The organism is Streptomyces sp. NBC_01515, assembly GCF_045040345.1.
Lineage (GTDB): Bacteria > Actinomycetota > Actinomycetes > Streptomycetales > Streptomycetaceae > Streptomyces.
Genome location: NZ_CP109416.1, coordinates 9,360,125 through 9,385,128 on the forward strand (window position 1 = coordinate 9,360,125; position 25,004 = coordinate 9,385,128).

At 71.3% G+C, this 25,004-nt stretch carries 23 protein-coding genes and 3 tRNA genes; 13 read left to right on the forward strand and 13 right to left on the reverse strand.

All coding sequences use genetic code 11. The features are described from left to right. Positions 1 to 7: 7 nt before the first annotated feature. The 3 genes from OG407_RS41750 to OG407_RS41760 are packed head-to-tail and all read right to left on the reverse strand — an operon-like array spanning position 8 to position 2,606. Positions 8 to 1,210: a thiolase family protein gene (locus OG407_RS41750; RefSeq protein ID WP_405865530.1), complete on the reverse strand. Its 1,203-nt coding sequence runs from the start codon at positions 1,208 to 1,210 to the stop codon at positions 8 to 10. Beyond that, the gene (locus OG407_RS41755; RefSeq protein ID WP_405865532.1) at positions 1,207 to 1,851 is read right to left on the reverse strand and encodes a CoA transferase subunit B; all 645 of its coding nucleotides are present in this window, start codon (positions 1,849 to 1,851) and stop codon (positions 1,207 to 1,209) included. Before OG407_RS41755 ends, OG407_RS41750 begins: the two co-directional genes overlap by 4 nt. Beyond that, positions 1,851 to 2,606 carry a CoA transferase subunit A gene (locus tag OG407_RS41760; RefSeq protein ID WP_327399896.1) on the reverse strand — a complete coding sequence of 252 codons (756 nt, stop codon included), beginning with the start codon at positions 2,604 to 2,606 and terminating at the stop codon, positions 1,851 to 1,853. Before OG407_RS41760 ends, OG407_RS41755 begins: the two co-directional genes overlap by 1 nt. 222 nt (positions 2,607 to 2,828) lie before the next feature. On the opposite strand from OG407_RS41760, the gene OG407_RS41765 reads away from it, so the two are divergent. Beyond that, positions 2,829 to 3,293, forward strand: coding sequence for a MarR family winged helix-turn-helix transcriptional regulator (locus OG407_RS41765; RefSeq protein ID WP_405865534.1), 465 nt, complete (start codon positions 2,829 to 2,831; stop codon positions 3,291 to 3,293). Between the two features lie 17 nt (positions 3,294 to 3,310). On the opposite strand, the gene OG407_RS41770 is transcribed toward OG407_RS41765, so the two are convergent. After that, positions 3,311 to 4,315 carry a DUF3048 domain-containing protein gene (locus tag OG407_RS41770; RefSeq protein ID WP_405865536.1) on the reverse strand — a complete coding sequence of 335 codons (1,005 nt, stop codon included), beginning with the start codon at positions 4,313 to 4,315 and terminating at the stop codon, positions 3,311 to 3,313. Between the two features lie 127 nt (positions 4,316 to 4,442). After that, entirely contained in the window at positions 4,443 to 5,513 is a 1,071-nt protein-coding gene (locus tag OG407_RS41775; protein WP_366492090.1) for an ATP-dependent DNA ligase, read from the reverse strand. 75 nt (positions 5,514 to 5,588) lie between these two features. Between OG407_RS41775 and ligD the strand changes: the two genes are divergently transcribed. The 3 genes from ligD (at position 5,589) to OG407_RS41790 (ending at position 8,773) form a co-directional block, all read left to right on the forward strand. After that, the gene (gene ligD / locus OG407_RS41780; RefSeq protein ID WP_405865539.1) at positions 5,589 to 6,692 is read left to right on the forward strand and encodes a non-homologous end-joining DNA ligase; all 1,104 of its coding nucleotides are present in this window, start codon (positions 5,589 to 5,591) and stop codon (positions 6,690 to 6,692) included. A gap of 4 nt (positions 6,693 to 6,696) precedes the next feature. Continuing rightward, positions 6,697 to 7,626, forward strand: a complete 930-nt coding sequence (locus OG407_RS41785; protein WP_405865541.1) for an ornithine cyclodeaminase family protein — start codon at positions 6,697 to 6,699, stop codon at positions 7,624 to 7,626. Positions 7,627 to 7,726: 100 nt separating this feature from the next. Next, positions 7,727 to 8,773 carry a LacI family DNA-binding transcriptional regulator gene (locus OG407_RS41790; RefSeq protein WP_403585818.1) on the forward strand — a complete coding sequence of 349 codons (1,047 nt, stop codon included), beginning with the start codon at positions 7,727 to 7,729 and terminating at the stop codon, positions 8,771 to 8,773. A 59-nt stretch (positions 8,774 to 8,832) separates the two neighbouring features. On the opposite strand, the gene OG407_RS41795 is transcribed toward OG407_RS41790, so the two are convergent. Further along, complete coding sequence (locus tag OG407_RS41795) at positions 8,833 to 9,624, reverse strand: VOC family protein (protein ID WP_405868871.1); 792 nt, start codon at positions 9,622 to 9,624, stop codon at positions 8,833 to 8,835. Positions 9,625 to 9,911: 287 nt separating this feature from the next. On the opposite strand from OG407_RS41795, the gene OG407_RS41800 reads away from it, so the two are divergent. The 5 genes from OG407_RS41800 (at position 9,912) to OG407_RS41820 (ending at position 13,187) form a co-directional block, all read left to right on the forward strand. Next, positions 9,912 to 10,160: a WhiB family transcriptional regulator gene (locus tag OG407_RS41800; RefSeq protein ID WP_328676244.1), complete on the forward strand. Its 249-nt coding sequence runs from the start codon at positions 9,912 to 9,914 to the stop codon at positions 10,158 to 10,160. A gap of 60 nt (positions 10,161 to 10,220) precedes the next feature. Beyond that, positions 10,221 to 10,293: transfer RNA gene (locus OG407_RS41805), tRNA-OTHER, on the forward strand. A gap of 10 nt (positions 10,294 to 10,303) precedes the next feature. Then, positions 10,304 to 10,375, forward strand: a tRNA-Ala gene (locus tag OG407_RS41810). 29 nt (positions 10,376 to 10,404) lie between these two features. Then, positions 10,405 to 11,784 carry an SDR family NAD(P)-dependent oxidoreductase gene (locus OG407_RS41815; protein ID WP_405865544.1) on the forward strand — a complete coding sequence of 460 codons (1,380 nt, stop codon included), beginning with the start codon at positions 10,405 to 10,407 and terminating at the stop codon, positions 11,782 to 11,784. Positions 11,785 to 11,816: 32 nt separating this feature from the next. Next, positions 11,817 to 13,187 carry a ribonuclease inhibitor gene (locus tag OG407_RS41820; RefSeq protein ID WP_405865546.1) on the forward strand — a complete coding sequence of 457 codons (1,371 nt, stop codon included), beginning with the start codon at positions 11,817 to 11,819 and terminating at the stop codon, positions 13,185 to 13,187. On the opposite strand, the gene OG407_RS41825 is transcribed toward OG407_RS41820, so the two are convergent. Together OG407_RS41825 and OG407_RS41830 are read right to left on the reverse strand one after the other, a co-directional pair. Then, entirely contained in the window at positions 13,165 to 14,991 is a 1,827-nt protein-coding gene (locus OG407_RS41825) for an AAA family ATPase (RefSeq protein WP_405865548.1), read from the reverse strand. The two genes, OG407_RS41820 and OG407_RS41825, sit on opposite strands and share 23 nt — an antisense overlap. After that, positions 14,992 to 16,395, reverse strand: a complete 1,404-nt coding sequence (locus tag OG407_RS41830; protein WP_405865550.1) for a DUF2201 family putative metallopeptidase — start codon at positions 16,393 to 16,395, stop codon at positions 14,992 to 14,994. A gap of 92 nt (positions 16,396 to 16,487) precedes the next feature. On the opposite strand from OG407_RS41830, the gene OG407_RS41835 reads away from it, so the two are divergent. Then, a tRNA-Trp gene (locus OG407_RS41835) sits at positions 16,488 to 16,563 on the forward strand. Between the two features lie 25 nt (positions 16,564 to 16,588). On the opposite strand, the gene OG407_RS41840 is transcribed toward OG407_RS41835, so the two are convergent. The 4 genes from OG407_RS41840 to OG407_RS41855 form a co-directional block, all read right to left on the reverse strand. Then, on the reverse strand, positions 16,589 to 17,431 hold the full coding sequence (locus OG407_RS41840) for a hypothetical protein (RefSeq protein WP_405865552.1): 843 nt from the start codon (positions 17,429 to 17,431) through the stop codon (positions 16,589 to 16,591). Positions 17,432 to 17,511: 80 nt separating this feature from the next. Next, complete coding sequence (locus OG407_RS41845; protein WP_405865554.1) at positions 17,512 to 18,486, reverse strand: acyl-ACP desaturase; 975 nt, start codon at positions 18,484 to 18,486, stop codon at positions 17,512 to 17,514. Between the two features lie 215 nt (positions 18,487 to 18,701). Then, positions 18,702 to 19,478: a dimethylargininase gene (gene ddaH, locus OG407_RS41850; RefSeq protein ID WP_405865556.1), complete on the reverse strand. Its 777-nt coding sequence runs from the start codon at positions 19,476 to 19,478 to the stop codon at positions 18,702 to 18,704. Between the two features lie 135 nt (positions 19,479 to 19,613). Further along, positions 19,614 to 21,233, reverse strand: a complete 1,620-nt coding sequence (locus OG407_RS41855; protein WP_405868873.1) for an ABC-F family ATP-binding cassette domain-containing protein — start codon at positions 21,231 to 21,233, stop codon at positions 19,614 to 19,616. 336 nt (positions 21,234 to 21,569) lie between these two features. Between OG407_RS41855 and OG407_RS41860 the strand changes: the two genes are divergently transcribed. Beyond that, the gene (locus OG407_RS41860; protein ID WP_405865558.1) at positions 21,570 to 22,427 is read left to right on the forward strand and encodes an isocitrate lyase/phosphoenolpyruvate mutase family protein; all 858 of its coding nucleotides are present in this window, start codon (positions 21,570 to 21,572) and stop codon (positions 22,425 to 22,427) included. Position 22,428: 1 nt separating this feature from the next. Here the strand turns inward: OG407_RS41860 and OG407_RS41865 are convergent, their stop codons facing one another. After that, on the reverse strand, positions 22,429 to 22,845 hold the full coding sequence (locus tag OG407_RS41865; protein WP_405865560.1) for an SsgA family sporulation/cell division regulator: 417 nt from the start codon (positions 22,843 to 22,845) through the stop codon (positions 22,429 to 22,431). Between the two features lie 280 nt (positions 22,846 to 23,125). Between OG407_RS41865 and OG407_RS41870 the strand changes: the two genes are divergently transcribed. Further along, entirely contained in the window at positions 23,126 to 24,181 is a 1,056-nt protein-coding gene (locus OG407_RS41870) for a WD40/YVTN/BNR-like repeat-containing protein (protein ID WP_405868875.1), read from the forward strand. A gap of 69 nt (positions 24,182 to 24,250) precedes the next feature. Further along, on the forward strand, positions 24,251 to 24,940 hold the full coding sequence (locus tag OG407_RS41875) for an endonuclease V (RefSeq protein ID WP_405865562.1): 690 nt from the start codon (positions 24,251 to 24,253) through the stop codon (positions 24,938 to 24,940). The last annotated feature ends 64 nt before the right edge of the window (positions 24,941 to 25,004 follow it).

The following is a 25,004-nucleotide window of genomic DNA, read 5'->3' on the forward strand; positions in this document are numbered from 1 at the left end:
CCAGTTCCTACCGTTCGAGGACGAGGGCCAGGCCCTGGCCCACGCCGATGCAGAGGGTGGCGACTCCAACTCCCGTGCCCTTGCGGGCGAGTTGGTGCGCGACGGTGCCCGCGAGCCGGGCACCGGAGGCGCCGAGGGGGTGGCCGAGGGCGATGGCGCCGCCCTGGGGGTTGAGGATCGCGGGGTCGAACTCGGGCCACTCGGCGACACATCCGAGCACCTGCGCGGCGAAGGCCTCGTTCAGTTCGAGGACTGACAGGTCGTCAAATGCCTTGCCCGCCTTGGTGAGTGCGCGGTTGACGGCTTCCACGGGGGCGAGTCCGAAGTACTGCGGGTCGATCGCCGAGACACCGGTCGCGGACACGCGGGCCAGGGGCTGGCGGCCGGTGGCCTTGAGCCCTTCCTCGTCCACCAACAGCAGGGCCGCGGCACCGTCGTTGAGCGGCGACGCGTTGCCCGCGGTCACTGTCCCGTTCTCCGTGCGGAACGACGGCTTGAGCTTGGCCATGGCGGCGAGGGACGCGTCGGCCCGTACGGACTCGTCGGCGCCGAAGACGACCGGGTCGCCCTTGCGCTGCGGGATCGACACGGGGGCGATCTCGCCGTCGAAGAGCCCAGCGGCCTGCGCCTCCGCCGCCTTCCGGTGACTCGCGAGCGCGAACTCGTCCTGCTGCTCCCGGCCGATCTTGTGCTTGTCGGCGATCAACTCCGCGCTCTCACCGAGCGGGATGGTCCACTCCGGGTTCATGGCCGGATTGACCATGCGCCAGCCGAGCGTGGTCGAGTACAACTCGGTGTGCCCGGCGGGGAACGGCCGGTCCGACTTCGGCAGCACGTACGGCGCCCGGGTCATCGACTCCACCCCGCCCGCCACGGCGATGGAGGCGTCCCCGACCGCGATCGCACGGGCCGCCTGGATGACCGCTTCGAGGCCGGAGGCGCAGAGCCGGTTGACGGTGACGCCCGGCACGGAGGTGGGCAGGCCCGCGAGGAGGCCGGCCATGCGGGCGACGTTGCGGTTCTCCTCGCCGGCGCCGTTGGCGTTGCCGAAGTAGACGTCCTCGATGCGGGACGGGTCCAAGTCGGGCGTGCGGGCGAGGAGTTCGCGAAGGGCGTGGGCGGCGAGGTCGTCGGGGCGGACGGAGGCGAGCCCTCCGCTGTACCTGCCGATGGGGGTGCGGACGGCGTCGACGATGTAAACCGGGTTCACAGCAGGCCTTCCGTGACGGTGAGTTTCGCGTCGGTCTTGGCGACGATCTCCTCGACACTCACACCGGGCGCGGTCTCGATCAACACGAGACCTTCGGGTGACACGTCGATCACGCCGAGATCGGTGATGACTCGGTTCACACACGCTTTGCCTGTGAGCGGCAGCGCGCACTCCGTGAGGATCTTCGGGGAGCCGTCCTTGGCCACATGGGTCATGACGACGATGACGGTGCGGGCGCCGTGCACGAGGTCCATCGCCCCGCCGATCCCGGTGATCATCTTCCCGGGGATCGCCCAGTTCGCCAGGTCACCGCCCGCCGACACCTGCATCGCGCCCAGCACGGCGACATCGATGTGCCCGCCCCGGATCATCCCGAAGGAGAGCGCCGAGTCGAAGAAGGAGGCACCCGGCAGGACCGTCACGGTCTCCTTGCCGGCGTTGATCAGATCCGGGTCGACCTGGTCCTCGGTCGGATATGGGCCGGTGCCCAAGATGCCGTTCTCCGACTCCAGGATCACCTCGACGTCCGGCGGGAGGTAGTTGGGGATCAGGGTCGGCAGGCCGATGCCGAGATTGACGTACTGCCCGTCCTGGAGTTCGCGTGCCGCGCGGGCCGCCATCTCCCCGCGTGTCCAGGCCATCAGCTGCTCACCGTCCGCTGCTCGATCCGCTTGTCGGCGGCCTGCTCGGGGGTGAGGGCCACCACCCGCTGCACGAAGATCCCGGGCAGGTGCACCGCGTCCGGGTCGATCTCGCCGGGCTCGACCAGCTCCTCCACCTCGGCGATGGTCACCTTGCCCGCCATCGCCGCGAGGGGGTTGAAGTTCCGGGTGGATTTGTTGAAGACGAGGTTGCCGTGCCGGTCGCCCTTGGCGGCGCGGACCAGGGCGAAGTCGGTGCGGATGCCGCGCTCCAGGACGTACTCGGTGCCGTCGAACTCCCGCACCTCCTTCGGTGGCGAGGCGAGCGTGACGCCGCCGGAGCCGTCGTAGCGCCAGGGCAGTCCGCCCTCGGCGACCTGGGTGCCGACACCGGCCGGGGTGTAGAAGGCGGGAATCCCCGCACCGCCGGCGCGCAGGCGCTCCGCGAGGGTGCCCTGGGGGATCATCTCGACCTCCAGTTCGCCGGCGAGGTACTGGCGGGCGAACTCCTTGTTGGCGCCGATGTAGGAGCCGGTGACCCGCGCGATCCGCCCGGCGGAGAGGAGGACGGCGAGGCCGGACTCCATCGCCCCGCAGTTGTTGGAGACCACGCCCAGGCCGGTCGTACCGCGCTCGTAGAGGGCCTGGATCAGCACGTTCGGTACACCGCTCAGACCGAAGCCGCCGACCGCGAGCGTCGCTCCGTCCGGCACATCGGCCACGGCCTCGTCGGCTGTGGCGACCACCTTGTCCATCCGTGAAGCTCCGTCCCGTTCGAGCGCCCGGTCAGTAGGTAATCAGGGCACTGAGCATTTCGGTGAAGTTTCCTTCACGCTGTCACTGTGGGGGCCCGCCGTCAAGACCTGGGAGAAGTGCGAGGTCAAGTACGGGGGCTTGTCGGTGCACGAGGCTGGACTCACCCTGCGGGCCTCCAGGTATCGTTCAGTGCACGGATGAATTTGACGTCGGGAGGGCACATGGCCGCGGTGGACCTCACCACCCACCCCGGGCACCTCGCCCGGCGACTCCAGCAGGCGCACTATCTGCTGTGGAACACCATGGTCTCCGAGGAGATCACCTCCCCGCAGTTCGCGGTGCTCAACGCGCTCGCCGAGGAGCCGGGGCTCGACCAGCGCACGGTGGGGGAGCGGGTGGGGCTTGACCGGTCGACCATCGCGGAGGTGATCAGCCGGCTGATCAGGCGCGGGTTGCTCGACAAGGTGCGTGATCCGCAGGACGGGCGGCGGTTTCTGCTGCGGCTCACCGGTGACGGCACGCGTGTCCACCGCAAGCTGGTCGTGCGGACGGCTCGGATGAACCAGGTTTTTCTGGCTCCGCTCTCCGCCGAGGAGCAGGGCGTCTTTTTTGACCTCATCCAACGTGTCTCGGATGCGGCGGAGGGGCTCCGCAATCCGGGGGAGCCCCTCGCCGTGCAACGTTAGGCCGTCGCCGCCCGGCATCACGCCTTCGCGAACACCACCCAGACCTGGCCCTTCGCGAAGTTCATGGGCTTGCCGTCCGCGGTGGTGAACTCCGTGCCGTCCGCGGCCTTTTGTCGCTTCCAGTCGACGCTGTACGTACGACCGTCCCGCAGCACGTCCGCCTTCCCGGAGCCGACGGTCTCCGTGTAGGGCGTGTTGTTGCCGAGGACGTCGTGGTACTTGGACTTGCGGATCTTGACGTACTGGACGACGACCGTCGCCGGGGCGACCCGCTTGCCGTTGGTCAGCACGGTGGGTGTGCCGTCCTCGGTGACCAGCCAGCGGTGCTTGGTTCCGGACCAGGTGAAGGTGAAGCGGGCCGCCGGGTAGCGGACGCTGCGGGAGGCCGTGGGCTTGCCGCCCGTAGGGGCCGCGCCGTAGTGGAAGCCGGTGGTCAGGGCCGCCGCGCCCGGGGCGGAGGGGAGCAGCTTGTTCGGGTGGAGGTAGAGGTTGTGCGGGGCGGACTTGCCGACGCCCCGGTAGTAGGCGGCGCCCTCCTCGTCGGGCGACGCCGATCGCAGCGGGGCCTTGGCGATCAGCGGCAGGAGCTTGTGCTGCGCCCCGGAGAAGGCGAGCGTCGGGTCGTCGAACTGGCGCAGCAGCTCCAGGTCGGAGACGCGGGCGCTGCGCACCGGGCCGACGGACTGGGGCAGCTTGGTGGCGAAGACCGCCATCAGCCGGCTCAGCCCGCCCTCGACCTGCTCCGCGTACACGATGTCCGCCGAGTCCAGGCCCGTCTGCGGGCGGGCCGCGGGCACGTTGTCGATCTTCACCGCGAGCAGCGGACCGGCCGCGGGGGCGACCGTGCCGCCGGCGCTCGGGCTCTGGGCCGGGGTCTGTGCGGGGGGCGGGCTCTGTCCGCGCCCGTCGTCGGCGGAGCTGCCGTGATGTGCCGTGCAGCCCACCGCCAGGGAGGCCGTCAGCGTGGCGGCCAGCAGCGCCGCTCTTCTCGCGCCGCGACGCTCAGGTGCCTTTTGTCCCATGCCCACCGTTGCCACCAAGTCTGTGTTTTCGATTGTGCGCTTATAAGTTCATTGGTGGCCATACCCGCTCGGTTGTGTTTGTGCGCGTCGAATGGGCCGATCGGCCCACCGGAAGATCCGGAAGGGGTCAGTCCGGCGGACCGAGGATCTCGGCGAGGTCGTAGCGGACCGGCTCCTCCAGCTGCGCGTACGTGCAGCTCTCGGGCGTGCGGTCGGGGCGCCAGCGGCGGAAGCGCGCCGTGTGCCGGAAGCGCGCGCCGTTCTCCATGTGGTCGTACGCGACCTCGGCCACCCGCTCCGGTCTGAGCGGCACCCAGGAGAGGTCCTTCTTGCCGGACCAGCGGCTCGGGGCGCCCGGCAGCCGGGCGGATTCGTGCGCGGCCTCCTCCGCCCAGGCCGCCCACGGATGCCCGGTCGGGTCGTCCATGCGCAGCGGCGCGAGTTCCTCGATCAGCTCGGCGCGCCGCTTCATGGTGAAGGCCGCGGACACTCCCACGTGTTGCAGGGCGCCCTGACCGTCGTAGAGGCCGAGAAGGAGTGAGCCCACGACGGGGCCGCTCTTGTGGAGGCGGTAGCCCGCGACGACGGCGTCCGCGGTCCGTTCGTGCTTGATCTTGAACATCGCGCGCTCGTCCTGGCGGTAGCGGAGATCGAGTGGTTTCGCCACGACACCGTCGAGCCCGGCGCCCTCGTACTGCTCGAACCACCGTTGCGCCACCTCGATGTCGGTGGTCGCGGGCGCCAGGTGCACGGGTGCGGTCACGCCGGACAGGGCCCGTTCGAGGAGCGCCCGACGGTCGCCGAGCGGCACGTCGAGCAGTGACTCGTCGGCCAGGGCCAGCAGGTCGAACGCGACGAAGGAGGCCGGGGTCCGCTCGGCCAGCGTCCGCACCCGCGACTCGGCCGGGTGGATGCGCTCGCTCAGCGCGTCGAAGTCCAGCCGCCCGTCCCGGGCGATCACGATCTCGCCGTCCAGGACGCACCGCTCCGGCACGCGCTCCTTCAGCGCCTCGACCAGTTCGGGAAAGTACCTGGTCAGCGGCTTTCCGGTACGGCTGCCCAGTTCGACCTCGGCCCCGTCCCGGAACACGATCGCCCGGAAGCCGTCCCACTTCGCTTCGTAGTGCATGCCCGGCGGAATCCTCGCCACCGACTTGGCGAGCATGGGCTTCACGGGCGGCATCACCGGCAGATCCATGCTCCCGATTCTGCTCTCGTCCATCGCTTGCCGCCCGGTGTGCGATGTCCGCGCGCCGGGCCTACGGTGGCTCGCATGGGCGAAGCGGTGGAACTGGAGGCGGGCGGCCGGACCGTACGGCTGTCCAGCCCAGGCAAGATCTTCTTCCCGGAGCGCGGCTTCACCAAGCTGGACCTCGCCCGGTACTACATCGCGGTCGGCCCCGGAATCCTCCGCGCCCTGCGCGACCGCCCCACCACCCTGGAGCGCTATCCGGACGGGGTCGAGGGCGAGAACTTCTTCCAGAAGCGGGCACCCAAGAACATGCCCGACTGGATCCCGACCGCCCACATCACCTTCCCCAGCGGGCGCAGCGCCGACGAGATGTGCCCCACCGAGGAGGCCGCCGTGCTGTGGGCCGCCCAGTACGGCACCCTCACCTTCCACCCCTGGCCGGTGCGCCGCGACGACGTCGACAGCCCCGACGAACTCCGCATCGACCTCGACCCGCAGCCCGGCACCGACTACGACGACGCGGTCCGCGCCGCCCATGAACTGCGCGCCGTACTCGACGAGTTCGGGGGTCTGCAGGGCTTCCCCAAGACCTCCGGCGGTCGCGGCCTGCACGTCTTCGTGCCGATCGAACCCCGCTGGACCTTCACCCAGGTCCGCCGCGCGGCCATCGCGGTCGGCCGCGAGCTGGCCCGCCGGATGCCGGACCAGGTGACGATCAAGTGGTGGAAGGAGGAACGCGGCGAGCGCATCTTCGTCGACTACAACCAGACCGCCCGCGACCGCACCATCGCCTCCGCCTACTCCGTACGACCCCGCCCGCACGCCCCCGTCTCGGCACCCCTGCGCTGGGACGAGGTCAACGCCGCGCACCCCCGGGACTTCGACCTCGCGACCATGCCGGTCCGTTTCGCCGAACTCGGCGACGTGCACGCCGACATGGACGACCACCGCTACTCCCTGGACGCCCTCCTCGAACTCGCCCGCCGCGACGAACACGACCACGGGCTGGGCGATCTGCCGTACCCGCCGGAGTATCCGAAGATGCCGGGCGAGCCGAAGAGGGTGCAGCCGAGCAGGGCGAAGAAGGCCGCGACGGCCGCGGATTCTGCCGCTGACTCCGCGACGGACTCCGCCGCCGACTCCTCCGGCTCCTGCGCCCCTGACTCCGCTTCCGACGGATCATGAGCGCATGACTCGCCTGCTGACGCGGAGCGCCCTCGGCGCCCTGTTGGAACCCTCGGCCTGCCTCGCCGCGCTGCGGGCCGGCTTCCTCGCCGTAGGTGCCCCGGTGGCGATCCCGGGTCAACGGGTGCGCACCGACCTGCCGTTCCCCGGTACGGCCACCGCCCTGATGCCCGGACTGCTGCCCGGCATCGAGGCCTACACCGTGAAGGTCAACGCCAAGTTCCCTGACGCGCGGCCCGCGTTGAGGGGCGTGCTGTGCCTGCACAGCGGCGTGGACGGCGAGTTGCTCGCCCTGCTGGACTCGGCGACGGTGACCGCGTGGCGTACGGGGCTCGCGGCTGCCCTGGGCACGCATGCCCTCGCGGGTTCGGCGGAGGGTGCGGTGGTGGGAGTGATCGGCGCGGGGGCGCAGGCGGAGTTGATGGTGAGGGGGCTGGGCGTGCTCCGGCCGTACGGCGAACTCCTCGTCCACGACACGGACTTGGACCGTGCGACCGAGTTCGCCGCCCGACACGGTGGCCGGGTGCTCGGCTCGCCGAAGGAGATCGCCGCGGTCGCCGACATCGTCCTCCTGGCGACCTGGTCCCGCACCCCGCTGCTGTCCCTCGCGGACACCCGGGAGGGACAGCACCTCACCAGCCTGGGCGCCGACGAGCCGGGCAAGCGGGAACTCGGCGCCGACCTGCTGGACGCGGCACTGGTCGTCGTCGACGACCGCCAACTGGTCGAGTCCGTGGGCGCGTTGACCCCGGCCCACATCGACACCACGCTCGGCGACGTACTGCGCGGAGACCATCCGGGGCGGACCGATGCCGGTGCGCGTTCGGTCTACGCCCCGGTCGGGCTGCCGTGGCAGGACCTCGCGGTGGCGTGGCTGGCGTATGAGAGGGCGGAGCGGGACGGAGTGGGGCGGCGGGTGGATCTGCTGGGGTGAACCGCTCTCCGGCAAGTGCGTCTCGCCGAACTGGGAGCGCTCTCACCGTCCTGTTCCGCCGCGGCTATCCTGATCCGCATCATCGAGGAGGGGTCCAACCGTGACCGAGACAGCACCGCGTCCCACGTTGGAGGCCGTGGCCGCGCGGGCGGGGGTGTCGCGGGCCACCGTTTCGCGGGTGGTCAACGGCGGGGACGGGGTGCGGGAATCGCTCGTCGAGCGGGTCCGGCAGGCCGTGGACGAACTCGGGTACGTCCCCAATCAGGCGGCCCGGAGCCTCGTCACGAAGCGGCACGACGCCATCGCCGTGGTGATCGCCGAACCGGAGACCCGCGTCTTCGCCGACCCCTTCTTCGCCATGCAACTCCGGGGCATCAGCAAGGAGTTGACCGCCCACGACTCCCAACTCGTGCTGCTCCTCACGGAAGGCCGCGACGACCACGCCCGCGTCGGCCGCTATCTCGCCGGCGGTCACGTGGACGGCGCGCTCGTCTTCTCCCTGCACCTCGACGACCCGCTGCCCGGACTGATCCAGCGGGCCGGTGTCCCCACCGTGTTCGGCGGCCGGCCCTCCTGGAGCGAGGGGACACGCGCCTCCGGACCGACGGTCTACGTCGACTGCGACAACCGGGGCGGCGCCCGCGAGGCCGTACGGCACCTCGTCGGGCTCGGCCGCACCCGGATCGCGCACATCACCGGCGCGCTCGACCAGACCTCCGCGGTGGACCGGCTCGACGGGTTCCGGGACGTCATGGTCGACGTGGATCCGCGGCTGATCGTGGAGAGCGACTTCACCCCGGGCGGCGGTGAGCGCGCGATGCGGGAACTCCTCGACAACTGCCCCGACGTGGACGCCGTGTTCGCCGCCAACGACCTCACCGCCTACGGCGCCCTGAAGGTGCTGCGCGAGGAGGGGCTGCGGGTGCCCGAGGACGTGGCCGTGATCGGCTTCGACGACATGCTTCCGGTCGCCGAGCAGACCGAACCGCCGCTCACGACGGTCCGTCAGGACATAGAGGAGATGGGCCGGTTGATGGCCCGCCTGCTGCTGCGCGGCCTCGACCGCCGGGGCGCCCCGGACGGCGTCGGAGGCGCGCCGTCCAGCGTGATCCTGCCGACCACACTGGTCCACCGCGCCTCCGCGTGAGCCGTGCCCGTACGTGGGCGTAGGACTGGCCAGCCAGCCCGCCCCCTCGGGGGGCGCCGTCAACCCTGCGGCGGCTCGCTCCTGATGACGGCGAAGCGGGCGCCGTGCGGGTCGGTCAGCTGGGCGATGCGGCCGACGCCCTCCATGCTGGTGGCCGGCACGGCGACCTTGCCGCCGGTCTCCTGCGCCTTGGCCACCGTGGCGTCCACGTCGGCGACCTCGAAGTACGCCAGCCAGTACGCCCCCGAGGCCGCGCCGTCCGGGTCGACGTCGAGCGGGACGACACCGCCGTACATCGCGTCCTCACCGCCATCGGACGGGTTGAGGCAGGTGTAGTCGCCGCCCGGCATGGGGACGGCGGAGGTCTCCAGGCCGAGCGAGGCGTAGTAGAACGCAGCCGCCGCGGCGATGTCCGGCGTGTACAGCTCGACCCAGGTCAGCGAACCGGGGTCGCCCATGACGTCAACACCCTTCATCTGGCCCGGCTGCCAGATGCCGAACGCGGCACCCCCCGGGTCCCTGAGGATCGCCATGTGGCCCTGGCCCATCACGTCCATCGGCTGGAACAGGACCGCGCCGTGCGCCTGCTCCACGGCCTTGGCCGTGGCCTCCGCGTCCGGGCTCTGGAAGTACACGGTCCAGGCGGACGAGTCGTGCTCCGGGGGCAGTGGCATGCCGCCGGCGACCGTCCTGCCGTCGAGTTGGAAGAAGCCGTAGCCGCCGGCCTCGGGTCCCGCCGACTGGAACTGCCAGCCGAAGAGACCGCCGTAGAAGGAGATGGCGCTGTCGATGTCGGGCGAGCCGACGTCGAGCCAGTTGGGAGCGCCGTTGACGAAACGGGTGGTGAGCATCATTGCCCTCCTCATTGAAGGGTCCCGTAGGAAGGGCCCGTTCTCTGCACTGCCGAGTCTTGCACCGCCCACTGACAATCGCTGCCGGAGCGCGGCGGCGGTTCGCGGATACGGCGTTGGTCACCCTCGGTGACCGCTGAAGTTCTCCGTGTTTTCATACCGGTTCCGCGCGCCGCCGTGCGCCGGTGCGGGCGCAGGGGTCATCATCGGGGCGGCCGGAGGCCTCGGAGCGCGGCGTTGATCCCGCGTTGATCGAACGTTTTTCGCCGGACGGCACGATCCTGGCCATGCACATCGACACGATCACCTCGCCCGACCTGGACTGGCAGCAGGAGGCGTTGTGCGCGCAGACCGGGGCGGACTTCTTCTTCCCCGAACCCGGCAGCTCCGTCCGGGAGGCCAAGCGGATCTGCGGCATGTGCCCGATCCGCTCGGCCTGCCTGGAGTGGGCCCTCGACCACGACGAACGCTTCGGCGTGTGGGGCGGTCTGTCGGAGAAGGAACGCCTGGAGATCCGACGCACCACCTCACGCTGAACGGGCGCGTTTATTCGGTGCGGCGCGCGCGGGGGAGTGCGGTTAGGATCCGGAGGCGCACCCGGGCGTAGCGCAGAGGCAGGCGCACGTCGTGCTCTGACGAATCACATCGGTTCGAATCCGATCCCCGGGCTGCGTTCGGGGGCCCTGTAGAGCAGAGGCAGACTCGCCGCCTTGGCAAGGTGGATACGCCGGTTCGAATCCGGCCGGGGCCCACTTCATGGCACGGCCGGGGCGGGAAGCGATGACTGACGAGGGCGGGATCACCGAGGCGGAACTGGCCGCCTTCCACCACGCGGTGGGCAGGCTGCGGGAGTTGCCCGTCGACGATCCGGTGCGCCTGCGCGCGGAACAGGTCGCCGTGTCCTTCGCCCGGGACGGCCGACTGCGGCGCCGCAAGGCCCGCGGTGCCGACGTGTCCGCGGCCGACGCGGCGACGATGGCGGCGACCGCGACGGGGGCGGTGGATCGACGCGAGGACGCTCCGCTGGGTGCCGCGGGTGAACTGGTCGGGCGTGCGGACGAGTTGGCGGGGCGTGCGGATGCCGCTGGGGGTGTCTATCGCAGGCCGCGCAGTTGCTACGTCTGCAAGTCGCCCTATCGACAGGTGGATTCCTTCTACCACCGGCTGTGTCCCGACTGCGCCGCCGACAACTCCGCACGCCGGGCGCTGAGTACGGATCTGAGCGGGCGCCGGGTGCTGCTCACCGGCGGGCGGGTGAAGATCGGTTTCCAGTTGGCGCTGATGATGCTGCGGGACGGCGCGCAGCTGCTGGTCACCTCGCGGTTCCCGCACGATGCCGTACGCCGGTTCCGTGCCGAGCCGGGCAGCGAGAAGTGGCTGGACCGGCTGACGGTGCTCGCCGTCGACCTCCGCGACCCCCGCCAAGTACTGGGCCTGTGCGAGGAGTTGAGGCAGGCGGGCGAACCGTTGGACATCCTCGTCAACAACGCCGCGCAGACCGTACGACGCCCTCCGCAGTCGTACGCGCTGCTGACCGCGGGGGAGCGTGACGCGCTGCCGGAGGGGGCATGGCAGGCGCCGGGCTTCACACCGATGCGGATGCTCGCGGGCGGCGCCTCGACGCTCCCCGTCGTACTCCGCGAGGCCGACGAGGCCGGACTCCTGCCCGACCCGTCCCCGGAGAACTCCTGGTCGGCCCGGCTCGGCGCCCTCGACCCGGCCGAGGTCCTGGAGACCCAACTCGTCAACGCCCTGGCCCCGGCCCTCCTCTGCGACCGCCTGCTGCCCCTGCTGCTCGCCTCGCCGCGCCCCCGCCGGTACGTCGTCAACGTCACCGCGGTGGAGGGCCGGTTCGCCGTCCGCAACAAGATGCCCGGCCATCCCCACACCAACATGGCCAAGGCCGCCCTCAACATGCTCACCCGCACCAGCGCCGCCGAACTCGCTCACCAGGGCGTCCACATGTGCGCCGTCGACACGGGCTGGATCACGGACGAGAACCCCGCCCCCAAGAAGGACCGCATGGCCGACGCCGGCTTCCGCACCCCCCTCGACATCGTGGACGGCGCGGCCCGCGTCTACGACCCGATCGTGCGCGGCGAGTCCGGCGACCCGGTGTCCGGGGTGTTCCTCAAGGACTATCGGGAGGCGGCGTGGTGAGCGGGGGCGTGGAGGACGCGGGAGGATCTGCTGTGGCGGGTCCGGGGGAGGGCGCGGGGGTCTCGGAGTCCCCGTCGCCCGGCTCGGGCGAGGCTCGTCCGGCGGATGCGTCGACCGGTCCGGAGGCGGCGACGTCCGTCCAACCGGGCGAACCGGACCCGGTACCCGTACCGACCGCCCCTGCCTCGCCGTTGCCACTTCCCCCGGCGATCACCTTCGCCGGTGTCCCGTACATCGTGCCGAGACCCGTCGCCGAACTCGCCCCGCTGCTCGACTGGTTGAGGGCGGGCCGACCTGCCGGAGAGCGCCTCGACTTCGCCGTAGGCACGGCCCTGCCCGACGGGCGGCTCGACCTGTGCAAGCAGGAGTTGGGGGTGGAGGGTGCCGCGCTGGTCGCCGAGGCGTTGGCCCAAGGACCTTCTCCCGTACGGCACTTGCTGCTCGGTACCGACGGGCTCGGGGACGAGGGGGCCGAGGTCGTGGCCGCGGGGAGTGGGGACGTCGAGACGCTCTATCTCGGCTGCAACGGGATCACGGCCGGTGGTGCCTGTCGGATCGCGGACCAGTTGCGGGCCTCGCCGCAGGTCGTCACCGGGGTGTGGCTCAAGCGCAACCCGTTGGGCAGCGGGGGCGGGCGGGCGGCGGCCGAACTCATCGAGTCCGCGCGGTCGTTGCGCACGCTCGACCTCGTGCAGACCGGGATCGATCCGGCGGGCGTCGTCGTTCTTGCTGACGCGTTGCTCGCGGCTGCCGGTAATGGGCGCCGTATCGAGCGCCTCTTCATCGGCGGCAATCCGCTCGGCGCGGACGGCGCCGCACCCCTCGCCGCCGTCGTCGCGGCGGGTGCGATCGACGAACTCTACGTATCCGCCGCGCAGTTGGGGGACGCCGGTGCCCTCCTCCTCGCCGACGCCCTGGAACGCGCGCCGTACGGGCGGCTCGCGCGGCTGTCCGTCGCCAGTAACGACATCGGTCCGCAGGGCGCGGCGCGGTTGGTGGCAGCCGCCACCGCGGCCGGGGTCGGCCTGCTGGACCTCGGTCGGGTGAGAGCGGCGGCTGTGCTCGGCGCGGCCGACAACCACGTTGATCTGCGCGCCGCCGAGAGCATCGGCCGGACCCTCGTCGCCGCCGAGCACCGCCTCACCCACCTCGTCCTGTCCCACACCGGGATGCGCAGCCGCGAGGCCCACCGCCTCCTCGACACGGCACCCCGCGCGGTCACCCCCACCCGCTTCGTCCTCGGCCAGGGGATCGCCGCCAGCGTCAAACGCCGCCTGGAGGCACTCGCCGCCCACATCCCGGCCCCCTCGCTCGCCCCGGACGTGGCGGCCGTGCGCAGCGTGCACCGCACCGCGCGGCCGGGGGAGGCCGAGCACGGGGTCAGCGACGCGCCAACCCCGTGAAGATGTCCGTCCAGAACCGCTGTTGTTGCGCTGAAGCCCCTACCAGATAGGTCGCCCGGAGCTTCGCCGGCAGCAGGGCCACCATGCGGGCCACCACCGGGCGGTGCTTCTTCAGCTGGGACAGCTCCGCGTTGGCGAGGATCTGGTGGACCACGTCGCTGTCGTCGCCGCCCTCGTCGGTGTGCTCGGCCGCGCGGCGCAGCCGGGCCTCCCAGAGGTCCGCGTCACGGGCCAACTCGCGCAGCCCCGTCACCGGGCGGCCCTTGAAGCGGTCGATCAGGGCGGTGAGCGGCACGGGCGCGTACTCGCCGTCGCCGAGGTAGACCGTCGCCATCTCCAGCGGCAGCCCCCGCCGGTGCAGCTTGATCAGCCGCTCCAGCGTGCGCTTGGTGATCCAGGCGCGGCCGTCGTCGTCGATGTCGTGCTTCCACCACTCCAGTACCGTCTCCGCGTCCGAGCCGTACCGCGCGAGCAGCCACTCGTTCGCTGGAATGTCCTCCGGGTCCACCGTCAGCGAGGCCGTGAACCGCGTCGCCTGGGCGATGTTGTTCCGCGACACCAGCAGCTTGCGGCCCAGGTGGTACGGCGGGTTCTGGACGGCGATCTGCGCCCGCAGGTTCTCGATCCGCCGTCCTGCGAGCGACCACTCCTGGGTGATCTCCATCAGTTTGGCGAACGCGGCCTTGTCCTTGGGGCGGTTGTACTCGTCCCACACGATCGCCTTGGGGCCGGGCCCGGTGAAGTTCGCGGCCAGCAGGTTGTCCAGGGTGCCGCCCGGTGACGGGATCGGCGCGCACAGGTCCTCGACGTTCGTCACCGGCAGCGAGAAGTACAGCGGCTCCCGGCCCAGGCCCGCGCGGACCGTCTCCCGGACCAGCTCCGTCTTGCCGCAGCCGGGCGGCCCTTGGAGCAGCACCGTCCAGCGGTTGCGCAATGCGGCCCGCACCACCTGCCGTACCGGGTCGGGGATCGTGGCCGGGTTGGGCACGCCCAGGGCCTCGGCGACGCGGTCCAGGATCTCCGCCGTGCGGTTCTGCCCGGGCCTGCCGTCCGGGCCCGGCTCGGCCAGCCGCAGCCGCTCGCCGTCGATCAGGGGCAGGCCCCAGCGGAGCGGGAAGCCCTCCTTCGCGTTGGCCAGGACGTGGTCCAGCGTGCGCGGGGACAGCAGTTCGCGCAGCGCGGGCGAGAGCGACGCCCAGACACTGAACACCGAACGGAGGTCCCAGGGGCGGTACTTGGCCGCCAGGTGCCGGCGCCAGGACGTGTCGTTCGCCGTGATCCGCATCGTGACCATGCGGTCGAGCAGCGCGAGGTCGCCGCGCCGGGCCGAGGTCTCGGACAGCGACTCGTTGTCCGTGAGGAAGACACCGACGCAGCCGAGCGCCCGCAGATCGTGCTCGCCGAGCGTCCAGTTGCAGGCGATCTGCATCAGCTGCGACTGGATCGTGTCGCCCGCCTGCAACGAGTCGTCGATGAGCAGCACGAACGGCGTGCCCGGCTTGAGCTGGCTCATCACCAGCTGGCGCAGCACGAGTTCACCGGTGTGCGGGTCCCGCACCGGCGCGTTGACGAGCAGGTCGTCCGGTGTCAGATTCGCCGCCGGGACGTACACCAGCGCGGTGCCCGGGTGGGCGCGGCCGATGTGCGAGAAGAACGTCGCCGTCTTGCCGATGCCGTGCTCGCCGAAGATCTGCCCGGTCTGCCCGATGTCGATCATCGCGTCGATGAAGGACTCCAGGCGCGACGGCTCACGCCGGCCGTGTCCGGCCTCCGGGGTCGTCAACTGCCCTGTCTCCGTGGTCATTTACGTCGATCCTGTCGTGACGCGATGGCAGTCCATCGCCGGGTTGTGCGTCTCGGGCCACTCGCTGCCGCCCTCGGTGATCAGCCAGATCCACTTGTCCGGCTCGGCGGGCGTGACCGGCGGCGCGTACCCGTCCGTGAGCACCACGACCGCGTCCGGGGTCACGTCGAACCGCCGGCCGTTCACCTCCGTACGCCCCTCCAGGTAGTCCGCGACGACCTGGAAGCTCGTGCCGCCACCGCCGTAGACCCGCTCGCCCGGCCTGAACGGCATCACCACGGCGTCGAAGGAGAGCCAGTGCGCCTCGACCCCGTCGATGCGGCCGACGAGTTCGGTGAGCCAGGTGATCACCCGGTGCGGCATCGAGCCCGAGGTGTCGTACGCGACGACCAGGACCTTGTCCCGGACCGGGCCGCGGCGCGAGAGCATCGGGTCCTGGCCGAGGGCCGCGAGCAGGGCGCCGCGCTTCTTCGGGTACACCAGCCGCTCGCCGTCGCGCAGTTTCGAGCCGAGGACGTCGACGAGCCAGCGCTGCCACCAGTGGACCGTACGCGTGCGTGCCGTCTCGCCGCGCAGGACGCCCGCGCCGAGGTTCCCCCAGATCCGGCCGGCCCGCGCGGAACCGTCCTCGGTGCGGCCCATCAGGTCGAGCAACTCCCGCTCCGCGCCCGCGTGTCCGCGCCGGGCCGCCAGCAGGGAGTTCAGCAGCGCGGACGACGCCACCGCGTCCACCGTCTCCTGGTCGGCCGGTACCCATCCGTCCACCAGGTGCACGCACAGCTGCCGCTCCGGGACCGGAGGGTGCCGCATGCGCTTCAGTTCGCCGAACACCTTCATGTCGGTCGCGATGAACTCCTCGTAGGGGACCGGCTCCAGGCCGTGTGCGGTGAGGTCGTCCCGGTACAGCCGGTGGATTCCGCGTGGGTCGATGCCTGTCGGTCGGCCGTCCAGCAGGGGCAGTTCGGTGCGGCCGAGGCGGACCAGGGCGACATGGTTGATGGATACCTCGGCGGCCAGTTCGAAGACCGGGTCGTCGCGCAGTTCGAGGTCGGCGAACAGATGGCGCTGCACCAGGTGCCGTGCCTCGTGGAAGAGCACGAACTTCACGCCGTCCAGGCCGAGTCCGACGAAGAAGTCCGGGTTGAAGAGCAGCAGGCAGGAACCGTCGCCGGAGGCGACCACGGCCGCCGTGTCCACGGCCGTGGTCGGGATCTGGTGATGGCACTTCGCGTACAGCCAGGACGCCACCGCCGACTCCGTCAGCCCGAAGTCCAGCAGCGCGGCCTCCTTCAGCCGCCGCGCCTCGGCGACCGACGCCGGGTCCGCCGGCCGGTACCGCTCCAGCGCCCTGCGGTCGGCCAGATCGACCAAAGGGTTACGCCGACCCCGCTCCCCGTACGCCATGTCACGCCCCCCCCGTGCCGCATTTCCCCCGTGCCCAATTGGTACCAGGCGGCACTGACAATGGGCCAAGGCATTACGCTCTGGTCCCAAGGGCGGGGTCGTAGCGCAGAGGCAGGCGCTCTGGTCTCCAGAACCGGAACACGCTGGTTCGAATCCAGCCGCCCCGCCCCCCTCGGCGACTCATGACCAGCGCTCAGGCGATCGCGCCCGCCGTCACCACCAGCTCCACCACGTTCCCGTGGAACGTGTCGATCAGCTGCGCCAGGACCGCCCAGGCGTCCTCGTGGTCGGCCAAGTGCTCGCGCACGAGCGGTCGTAGAGCGTCCTCGGCCTCGGCCGCGCGCGAGGGGAACATGAGTTGGCCCGTGGAGAGCACCTGAAGGACGTGCGACGCGGGGCCCCAGGCGGTCGCGTAGTCGGCGGGGCCGTCCAGGACGCCTGCCTCCTCCACCCGGTGGGTGAACTTGCGGTGGGTGCCGAAGTGCGCGCGCAGTGCGGGTGGGCAGTCCGGGCGTATCGACAGGGCCCAGCGGGCGTAGCCGGGCAGCGGGCGATCCTGGTCCGCCTCGGTGACCGCCTGCCAGTCGGAGCGCTCCAGGACCATCGACGCGGCCGTCCGCGCGGACTGCATAGAGGTGCCCTCGCGCAGGGCGCCGACCAGGCCGAACCGGGTGAAGTTGACGGGGACCGCCGGTTCGTCCGCCCGTTGCACGCTCTCGGCGACGGTCAACGGCTCTACGCGCGCGTGGCCGAACGGCACACCCCGCGCGATGGCGCGCCGCATCGCGTTGTCCGCGGAGACGTGCCGCCAGACCCACTGGTTCAGTTCCGGATCGTCCTCCTCCAGAACCCACAACAGCACGGAGGACGGCACGGCCGTCCTCGTCCAGGACCAGAGCAGAGTGTTGCGCCGGGCCTCGGAAGTTCCCTCGGCCTCCGGGAGGCCGATCCGCCGCCGTATCCGCTCGGCGTCCGCGCTGTCGATCAGGTGCAGCAGAAAGCCGACGGCCGCCCCCGACGTGCTGTTGTCACGCATGGCGGCATGATGCCGCAGCGGGGGCACGTCCCGCACCGGTAAATCGATCACCGGGCGGTTCGAGGGCGGCCGGGGGTCGGTCAGGCGCTCGCGCGGGCCGCCATGCGGGCCTTGCGGTTCGCCAGCTTCTCGTCGAACTTGGACGCCTCGGAGTCCAGACCGCCCATGTAGAGGCCGATCTCCTCCTGGGCCTGCTGGCCCTCGGGGCCGAGACCGTCGATGTCCATGACCTTCAGGAAGCGCAGCACGGGCTGGATGACGTCGTCATGGTGGATGCGCAGGTTGTAGACCTCGCCGATGGCCATCTGCGCGGCGAAGCGCTCGAAGCCGGGCATGCCGTGACCGGGCATCCGGAAGTTGACGAGGACGTCGCGCACGGCCTGCATGGTGAGGTCGGGGGCGAGGTCGAACGCGGCCTTCAGGAGGTTGCGGTAGAAGACCATGTGGAGGTTCTCGTCGGTCGCGATGCGGGCCAGCATGCGGTCGCAGACCGGGTCGCCCGACTGGTGGCCGGTGTTGCGGTGCGAGACGCGCGTGGCCAGCTCCTGGAAGGCGACGTACGCCACGGAGTGCAGCATCGAGTGCCGGTTGTCCGACTCGAAGCCCTCGCTCATGTGCTGCATGCGGAACGCTTCGAGCTTCTCCGGGTCGACCGCGCGGGAGGCGAGCAGGTAGTCCCGCATGACGATGCCGTGCCGGCCCTCCTCCGCCGTCCAGCGGTGCACCCAGGTGCCCCAGGCGCCGTCGCGGCCGAAGAGGGAGGCGATCTCGTGGTGGTAACTGGGGAGGTTGTCCTCCGTGAGGAGGTTCACGACGAGGGCGATGCGGCCGATCTCGGTGACCTTGGACTGCTCCTTGTCCCAGGCCTCGCCGTCCTCGAAGAAGCCGGGGAAGTTCCGGGCCTCGCTCCACGGCACGTACTCGTGCGGCATCCAGTCCTTGGTGACCTTGAGGTGCCGGTTCAGCTCCGTCTCGACGACTTCCTCCAACGCGTACAGCAGCTTGGCGTCGGTCCAGACTGCGGGGCTGCCGAGGTGCGGGGAAGTGATCGTCACGGGGACTCCAGGGGGACGTCGTACAAAACTGAACAAACCGGCGAGCGGTGCCGGGACCTGTGCAACTTACGGAATCGTAGGCTACGAAACCGTAGGTTACGAGACCGTAGGTTAAGGGCGCCGTAAAGATCGCTGTTCAGGCCGTATCGCCGGGGAATCCCGCGGAGTCGCAGGACCGCAGGTCCCGGCGCCGAACGGGCGGCTCCGTCACCCGTTCAGGCGTACAGATCCCGGAGTCGGACCGAGAGGCACGTCACACATCCTTCGAGTTTCTCGAACTCGCCGATGTCCACCACGACCGGTTCGTGGCCGAGGTCGGCGAGCAGATCGGCCGTCTTGGGCGCGCTCGCCGCCATCAGCACCTTGTCGCCGCCGAGCAGCACCACATGAGCGCCGGCCTCTTCGGGCACCGACAGGAAGCGCGGGAAGAGCGAGGGCCGGTCCACCTTCGGGATGTGCCCCAGCACCGTCCCCTCGGGCAGCGCGGTGACCGCCGACTTCAGATGCAGCACCTTGCTCACGGGCACGGTGACCACCCGCGCCCCGAGCGGCTCGAACACGGCCCGCAACTGCTGGACGCCGGCCGCGTTCGTCCGGCCGCCCCGCCCGACGTAGATCGTGTCGTCGACCTTGAGGACGTCGCCGCCCTCCAGGGTGCCCGGCTCCCAGACCCAGTTCACCGAGCAGCCGAGCCGGGCCACCGCCTCCTCGACCCCGCCCGTCTCCTCGCGCCGGGACTCGGCGCCGGGCCGGGCGATCAGCGCCACGTTCTTGTACATGACCACCGCGTCCTCGACGAACACGGAGTCGGGGCAGTCGTCGGCCGGATCCACCTCGATCGTCTCCCAGCCGTGCACCCGCAGCGCGTGCGCGTACGCCTCCCACTGCTCGACGGCCTGCTCGACGTCGACCTTCTCCCGCTCGATGTGCGTGACCAGCCCTTCGGCCAGGCGCGGGCTGGGGCGGCGGACGAGGGCCTTCTTGCTGGGCACGAGCGGGACTCCGTATCGGCGGGATCGTTTCGGCGCCCTTGTCGGGGCACCGGTTGGCCATCATGCGTCACCCGTCCGTGCCGACAAAACCCCTCACGTGAGGCTGTGGCCCTCCTGAGACGCGCGCGAATCACCTCAGGCCGGGTGTTCCACCTCCTCCGCCGTGATCGTCCGCAGCTCCCCGTCCAGCAGCAGCCAGCGGGTGATGCCGATCGATTCGAGGAACGGCACGTCGTGACTGGCCACGATCAACGCCCCCTCGTACGACTCCAGCGCCGTGGTGAGCTGCCGCACGCTCGCCATGTCGAGGTTGTTCGTCGGCTCGTCCAGCATCAGCAGCTGCGGGGCCGGCTCCGCGAGCATCAGCGCGGCCAGCGCCGCCCGGAAGCGTTCGCCGCCGGACAGGGTCGCCGCCTGCTGGTCGGCGCGGGCGCCCCGGAACAGGAAACGGGCCAGCCGCGCCCGGACCCGGTTGTTGGTGGCGCCCGGCGCGAACCGTGCCACGTTCTCCGCCACGGTCAGCTCACCGTCGAGCACATCGAGCCGCTGCGGCAGGAAGCGCAGCGGGACATGCGTCACCGCCTCACCGGACACCGGCTCCAGCTCCCCGGCGATCGTGCGCAGCAGCGTCGTCTTGCCCGCGCCGTTGCGCCCGATCAGCGCGATCCGCTCCGGCCCGCGCAGATCGAGGCCGCCCGCCCACGCGCCGTACGCGAGTTCCAGGTCCATGAGGGTCAGGACCTGACGACCCGGCGGTACGGCCGTGTACGGCAGGTCGACGCGGATCTCGTCGTCGTCCCGTACGGCCTCCACCGCCTCGTCGAGCCGTTCCTTCGCCTCGGCGAGCCGCTCCTCGTGCAGGATGCGGTGCTTGCCCGCGGACTCCTGCGCGGACCGCCTGCGCGCCCCCATGACGATCTTCGGCTCGCGCTTCTGCTCGAACATCTTCTGTCCGTACTTCTTGCGACGGGCCAACTTGACCTGGGCGTCGGACAGTTCGCGCTTCTGTTTGCGGAAGTCGGCCTCGGCGACGCGCACCATCCGTTCGGCGGCGTCCTGTTCGGTGCCGAGGGCCTCCTCGTAGGCGGAGTAGTTGCCGCCGTACCAGGTGATCTCGCCGGAGCGCAGATCGGCGATCTGGTCGACGAGGTCGAGGAGTTCACGGTCGTGGCTGACCACGATCATCACCCCGGGCCAGGCCGCGACGGCCGAGTACAGCCGCCTGCGGGCGTACAGGTCGAGGTTGTTCGTCGGCTCGTCGAGGAGCAGGACGTCCGGCCGGCCGAGCAACAGCGCGGCCAGCCGCAGGAGAACGGACTCGCCGCCCGAGACCTCGCCGACGGTGCGGTCCAAGTCGATGTGCCCCAGGCCGAGTTCGCCGAGCGTGGCGAGCGCTCGCTCTTCCACGTCCCAGTCGTCGCCGAGTGTCTCGAAGTGCTCCTCGGCCGCGTCACCGGCCTCGATGGCGTGCAGGGCGGCGCGTTGAGCGGCGATGCCGAGTGTCTCGTCGACGCGCAGGGCGGTGTCGAGCGTGACGTTCTGCGGGAGGTAGCCGACCTCGCCCGCGACCCGTACGGTGCCGTCGGCCGGGGTGAGTTGACGGGCGATCAGTTTCAACAACGTTGACTTCCCTGATCCGTTGACGCCGACGAGCCCGGTTCCGCCGGGTCCGAAGGCGGCGTCCAGGTCCTCGAAGACGGAGGTCCCGTCGGGCCACGCGAAGGAGAGGGACGTACAGGTGACGGAGGTATGCATGAGGGCCTCGCGGGTGCTTGACGCGGTCATGGGCCGACGCGTATCGAGACACCGCGAGGCGGGAGACCGGTCCCGGGGCAGAGGGAAAAGGCCCTGTTCCGGAGGACGGCTCGGACGCCGAGGTCGTACACGACGGACACACCTCACGGGTGTGTGCGCGGTGTCTCAGAACCTCAGACGAGCAACGTCCTACTCCGATCGACGGCAACAGAAGCGAGGACAACGCTACGAACGGCCTCGGGGGGCTGTCAACGCATTAAACGGGGTCCGCGACCCGCACGCCGATGTCGGATTCCTGCCAGCCAGGGCGCGCCCGCGACTGCTTGAGTGGGGCGTATGACGAACCAGAACACCCTCCGTGACCGGGCTCTGGCCTTCCGCGCGCTGCATGTGCCGGGACGTCCGCTGATCCTCCCGAACGCCTGGGACGCCGCGAGCGCCCGCATCGTCGAGGACGCGGGCGCGTCCGCCGTCGCGACCACCAGCGCGGGCCTCGCCTGGGCCCTCGGCGTCCCGGACGGCGACCGGCTGGACCGGGAGCGGGCCCTGGAGGCGGTCGCCCGCATCACCGCGACCGTCGCCGTACCGGTGAGCGCCGACATCGAGAGCGGCTTCGCGAAGGACGCGGCGGGCGTCGCCGACACGGTCCGCGCGGTGCTCGCCGCGGGCGCGGTGGGCGTGAACATCGAGGACGCGCTCTACGGCGCTGAGATCGACGCGCTCCACGGCGGTGAGGGAGTCCTGCGGCCGGTCGCCGAGCAGGCCGAGCGGATCGCCGCCGCCCGCGAGGCCGCCGACGCGGAGGGCGTGCCGTTGTTCGTCAACGCGCGTATCGACACGTTTCTGCGGGGCGTCGGGGGAGTGGACGCGACCCTGGAGCGGGCCGCCGCGTTCCGCGCTGCGGGCGCCGACGGGATCTTCGTCCCCGGGGTCGTCGAACCGGGAACGGTCAAGGAACTCGCCGACGGGATCGACGCGCCGCTCAATGTGCTGGTCGGCCCCGGAGCACCGCCGGTCGCCGAACTGGCCGCGCTGGGCGTCGCCCGCGTGAGCGCCGGCTCCAGCGTCGCGCTGGCCGCGTACGCCGTGGTGCGCCGTGCCGCGCGGGAGCTGCTGGACACGGGTACCTACGGCGCGCAGACGGGAGGGCTCGGCTACGGCGAGCTCAACTCCCTGCTGGCCCGGGAGGATTAGCTCAGCAGGCGTCCCGCATCAGCTCGGCGAGGTCGTGGTCCAGGTCGAGCTGGAGGTGTTCGAGACCGACGGGCACCAGCTCGCCGGTGGCCTGCAGGAAGCGGCGTATCTCGGACGAGTGGACGTGCACGACGGCGGTGCCCTCGGGGGCGTGGAATTCGAGGACGGTGCGGTCGAAGCCGTAGGGCCGCACCCGGACGTCGCCGTGGCCCTCGGCGTCGTGCAGACCGGCCGCGAGGAGTTCCCGGGCGAAGGTCCAGCAGACCTCGACGCCCTCCAGGGTGGCCGGTGCCGGGAAGGTCATCCGGACGGCGAACGGGTCCCGTCGGTCGTAGTGCAGGGTGGCGGGAATGCTCGGCATCCGCGGTGCGGCGGCGACGAGACGGGCCTCTACGGGCTGCTCGATGACGATGGACAACGCCTTGCTCCCTTGTGTGACGGCGGTGCGGACTGCGGTGACGACCGGACGGACTCCCGTACGTATTCCGGAGCGGACCCCCTGGTGGATGGGTCCGCACTGGAAGAGACGCCGGAACAGGCCCATTCGTGCACACGAATTTCGAGTGACCTCTGTCACCGCCGCCCAAATGCGCCCAAGGCGGGCGGGGGCATCTGGACGGCCCCCGGGGAGTGGGCTAGCTTCGCCCGCCATGAGGCGCATGGGGAAGACGCGACGGGTGGGACGTACGTACCGGGGCATGGCCGTGGCCATGGCGTGCGGGGCGGCGCTGGCCGCGCTGACCGCCGTACCGGCACAGGCGCGGGACACGGCGCACCGGGCTCCGCACTGGGAACTCAAGGACAGCGGGGCCGCCGATGTGCGGTTCCGGGGGCTGTCGGCGGTCAGCCGGAACACCGCGTGGGTGGCCGGGACCGCGGGCACGGTGCTGCGGACGACCGACGGCGGGGCGAGCTGGCGTAACGTCTCGCCGCCCGGCGCGACCGACCTGCAGTTCCGGGACATCGAGGCGTTCGACGCGCGGCGCGCGGTGGTCCTCGCGATCGGCGAGGGGGAGGCGTCCCGCGTCTACCGCACCGACGACGCCGGAGCGACCTGGACGGAGTCCTTCCGCAACACCGACGCGAACGCCTTCTACGACTGCATGACCTTCTTCGACAGCCGCCACGGCCTCGCGATGAGCGACCCGGTGGACGGCAAGTTCCGCATCCTCTCCACCGGCGACGGCGGCCGCTCCTGGAAGGTGCTGCCGAACACCGGGATGCCGGCCGCCCTCGACGGCGAGGCGGGCTTCGCGGCCAGCGGTCAGTGCCTGGTGAGTTCCGGGCCCCGTGACGTCTGGCTGGCCACGGGCGGAGGTGCACGCGCGCGTGTCCTGCACTCCGCGGACCGGGGCCTCACCTGGACGGCGACCGACACGCCGATCCCGGCCGGTGACCCCGCGCGCGGGGTGTTCGCCCTCGCCTTCCGCGACCGTACGCACGGCCTCGCGGTCGGCGGCGACTACACCGCGGACCAGCCGTCACCGCTGGCGGCGGCCGTCACCGGCGACGGAGGCCGCACCTGGCGCCCCGCCACGACCCCGCCGCCCGCCTACCGCTCCGGCGCCGCCTGGCTGCCCCGCAGCCGCTCCACCGCCCTCGCGGTCGGCCCCACGGGCACCGACGTCACGACCGACGCCGGCCGCACCTGGAAGACGGTGGACACCGGCTCGTACGACACGGTCGACTGCGCGGCGGACCTGGGCTGCTGGGCGGCGGGGGAGAAGGGGCGCGTGGCACGGCTGGAGGACTGACGGCGGTGTCCGGGTGGGAGGTCCTCGCGCCCACCCGTTCTCCGGGATCCCCGTACGCTCGGCACCACCATGACGACCGTAGACATTCCCGCGGGCTGGCCCGCGACCGAGGAGCAGGCCCGCGCCGTCCAGGACGAGTTGCGGGAGCGGGTGGTGACCGACGAGCCGGGGCCGCCGCCAAGGACCGGGCACGTCACGGGAGTTGACGTCGCCTACGACGACGAGCGGGACGTGGTGGTGGCCGCGGCCGTCGTGCTGGACGCGGCGGACCTCACCGTCGTCGCCGAGGCCACGGCCGTCGGCCGGGTCTCCTTCCCGTACGTCCCGGGGCTGCTCGCCTTCCGTGAAATCCCCACGGTGCTGGCCGCGTTGGAGGCGCTGCCCTGCCCGCCGGGCCTGGTCGTGTGCGACGGCTACGGCCTCGCCCACCCCCGCCGCTTCGGCCTCGCGAGCCACCTCGGCGTCCTCACCGGCCTGCCCACGATCGGCGTCGCCAAGAACCCCTTCACGTTCACCTACGACGATCCGGGCATCCCGCGCGGCTCCTCGTCGCCGCTCCGCGCGGACGCCGACGAGGTCGGCCGCGCGCTGCGCACCCGGGACGCGGTGAAGCCGGTGTTCGTCTCCGTGGGCCACCGGGTGACCCTGGACAACGCGTGCGCCCACACCCTCGCGCTCACCCCGGAGTTCCGCCTCCCGGAGACGACCCGCAGGGCGGACGCGTTGTGCCGGCGGGCGTTGCGGGAGGCGACCGCGTAAGCGGTTGGGGGCGGGTCGCGGTCTGAGTACCTGATCTGAGTACCTGTACGGATGTGGCCGCACC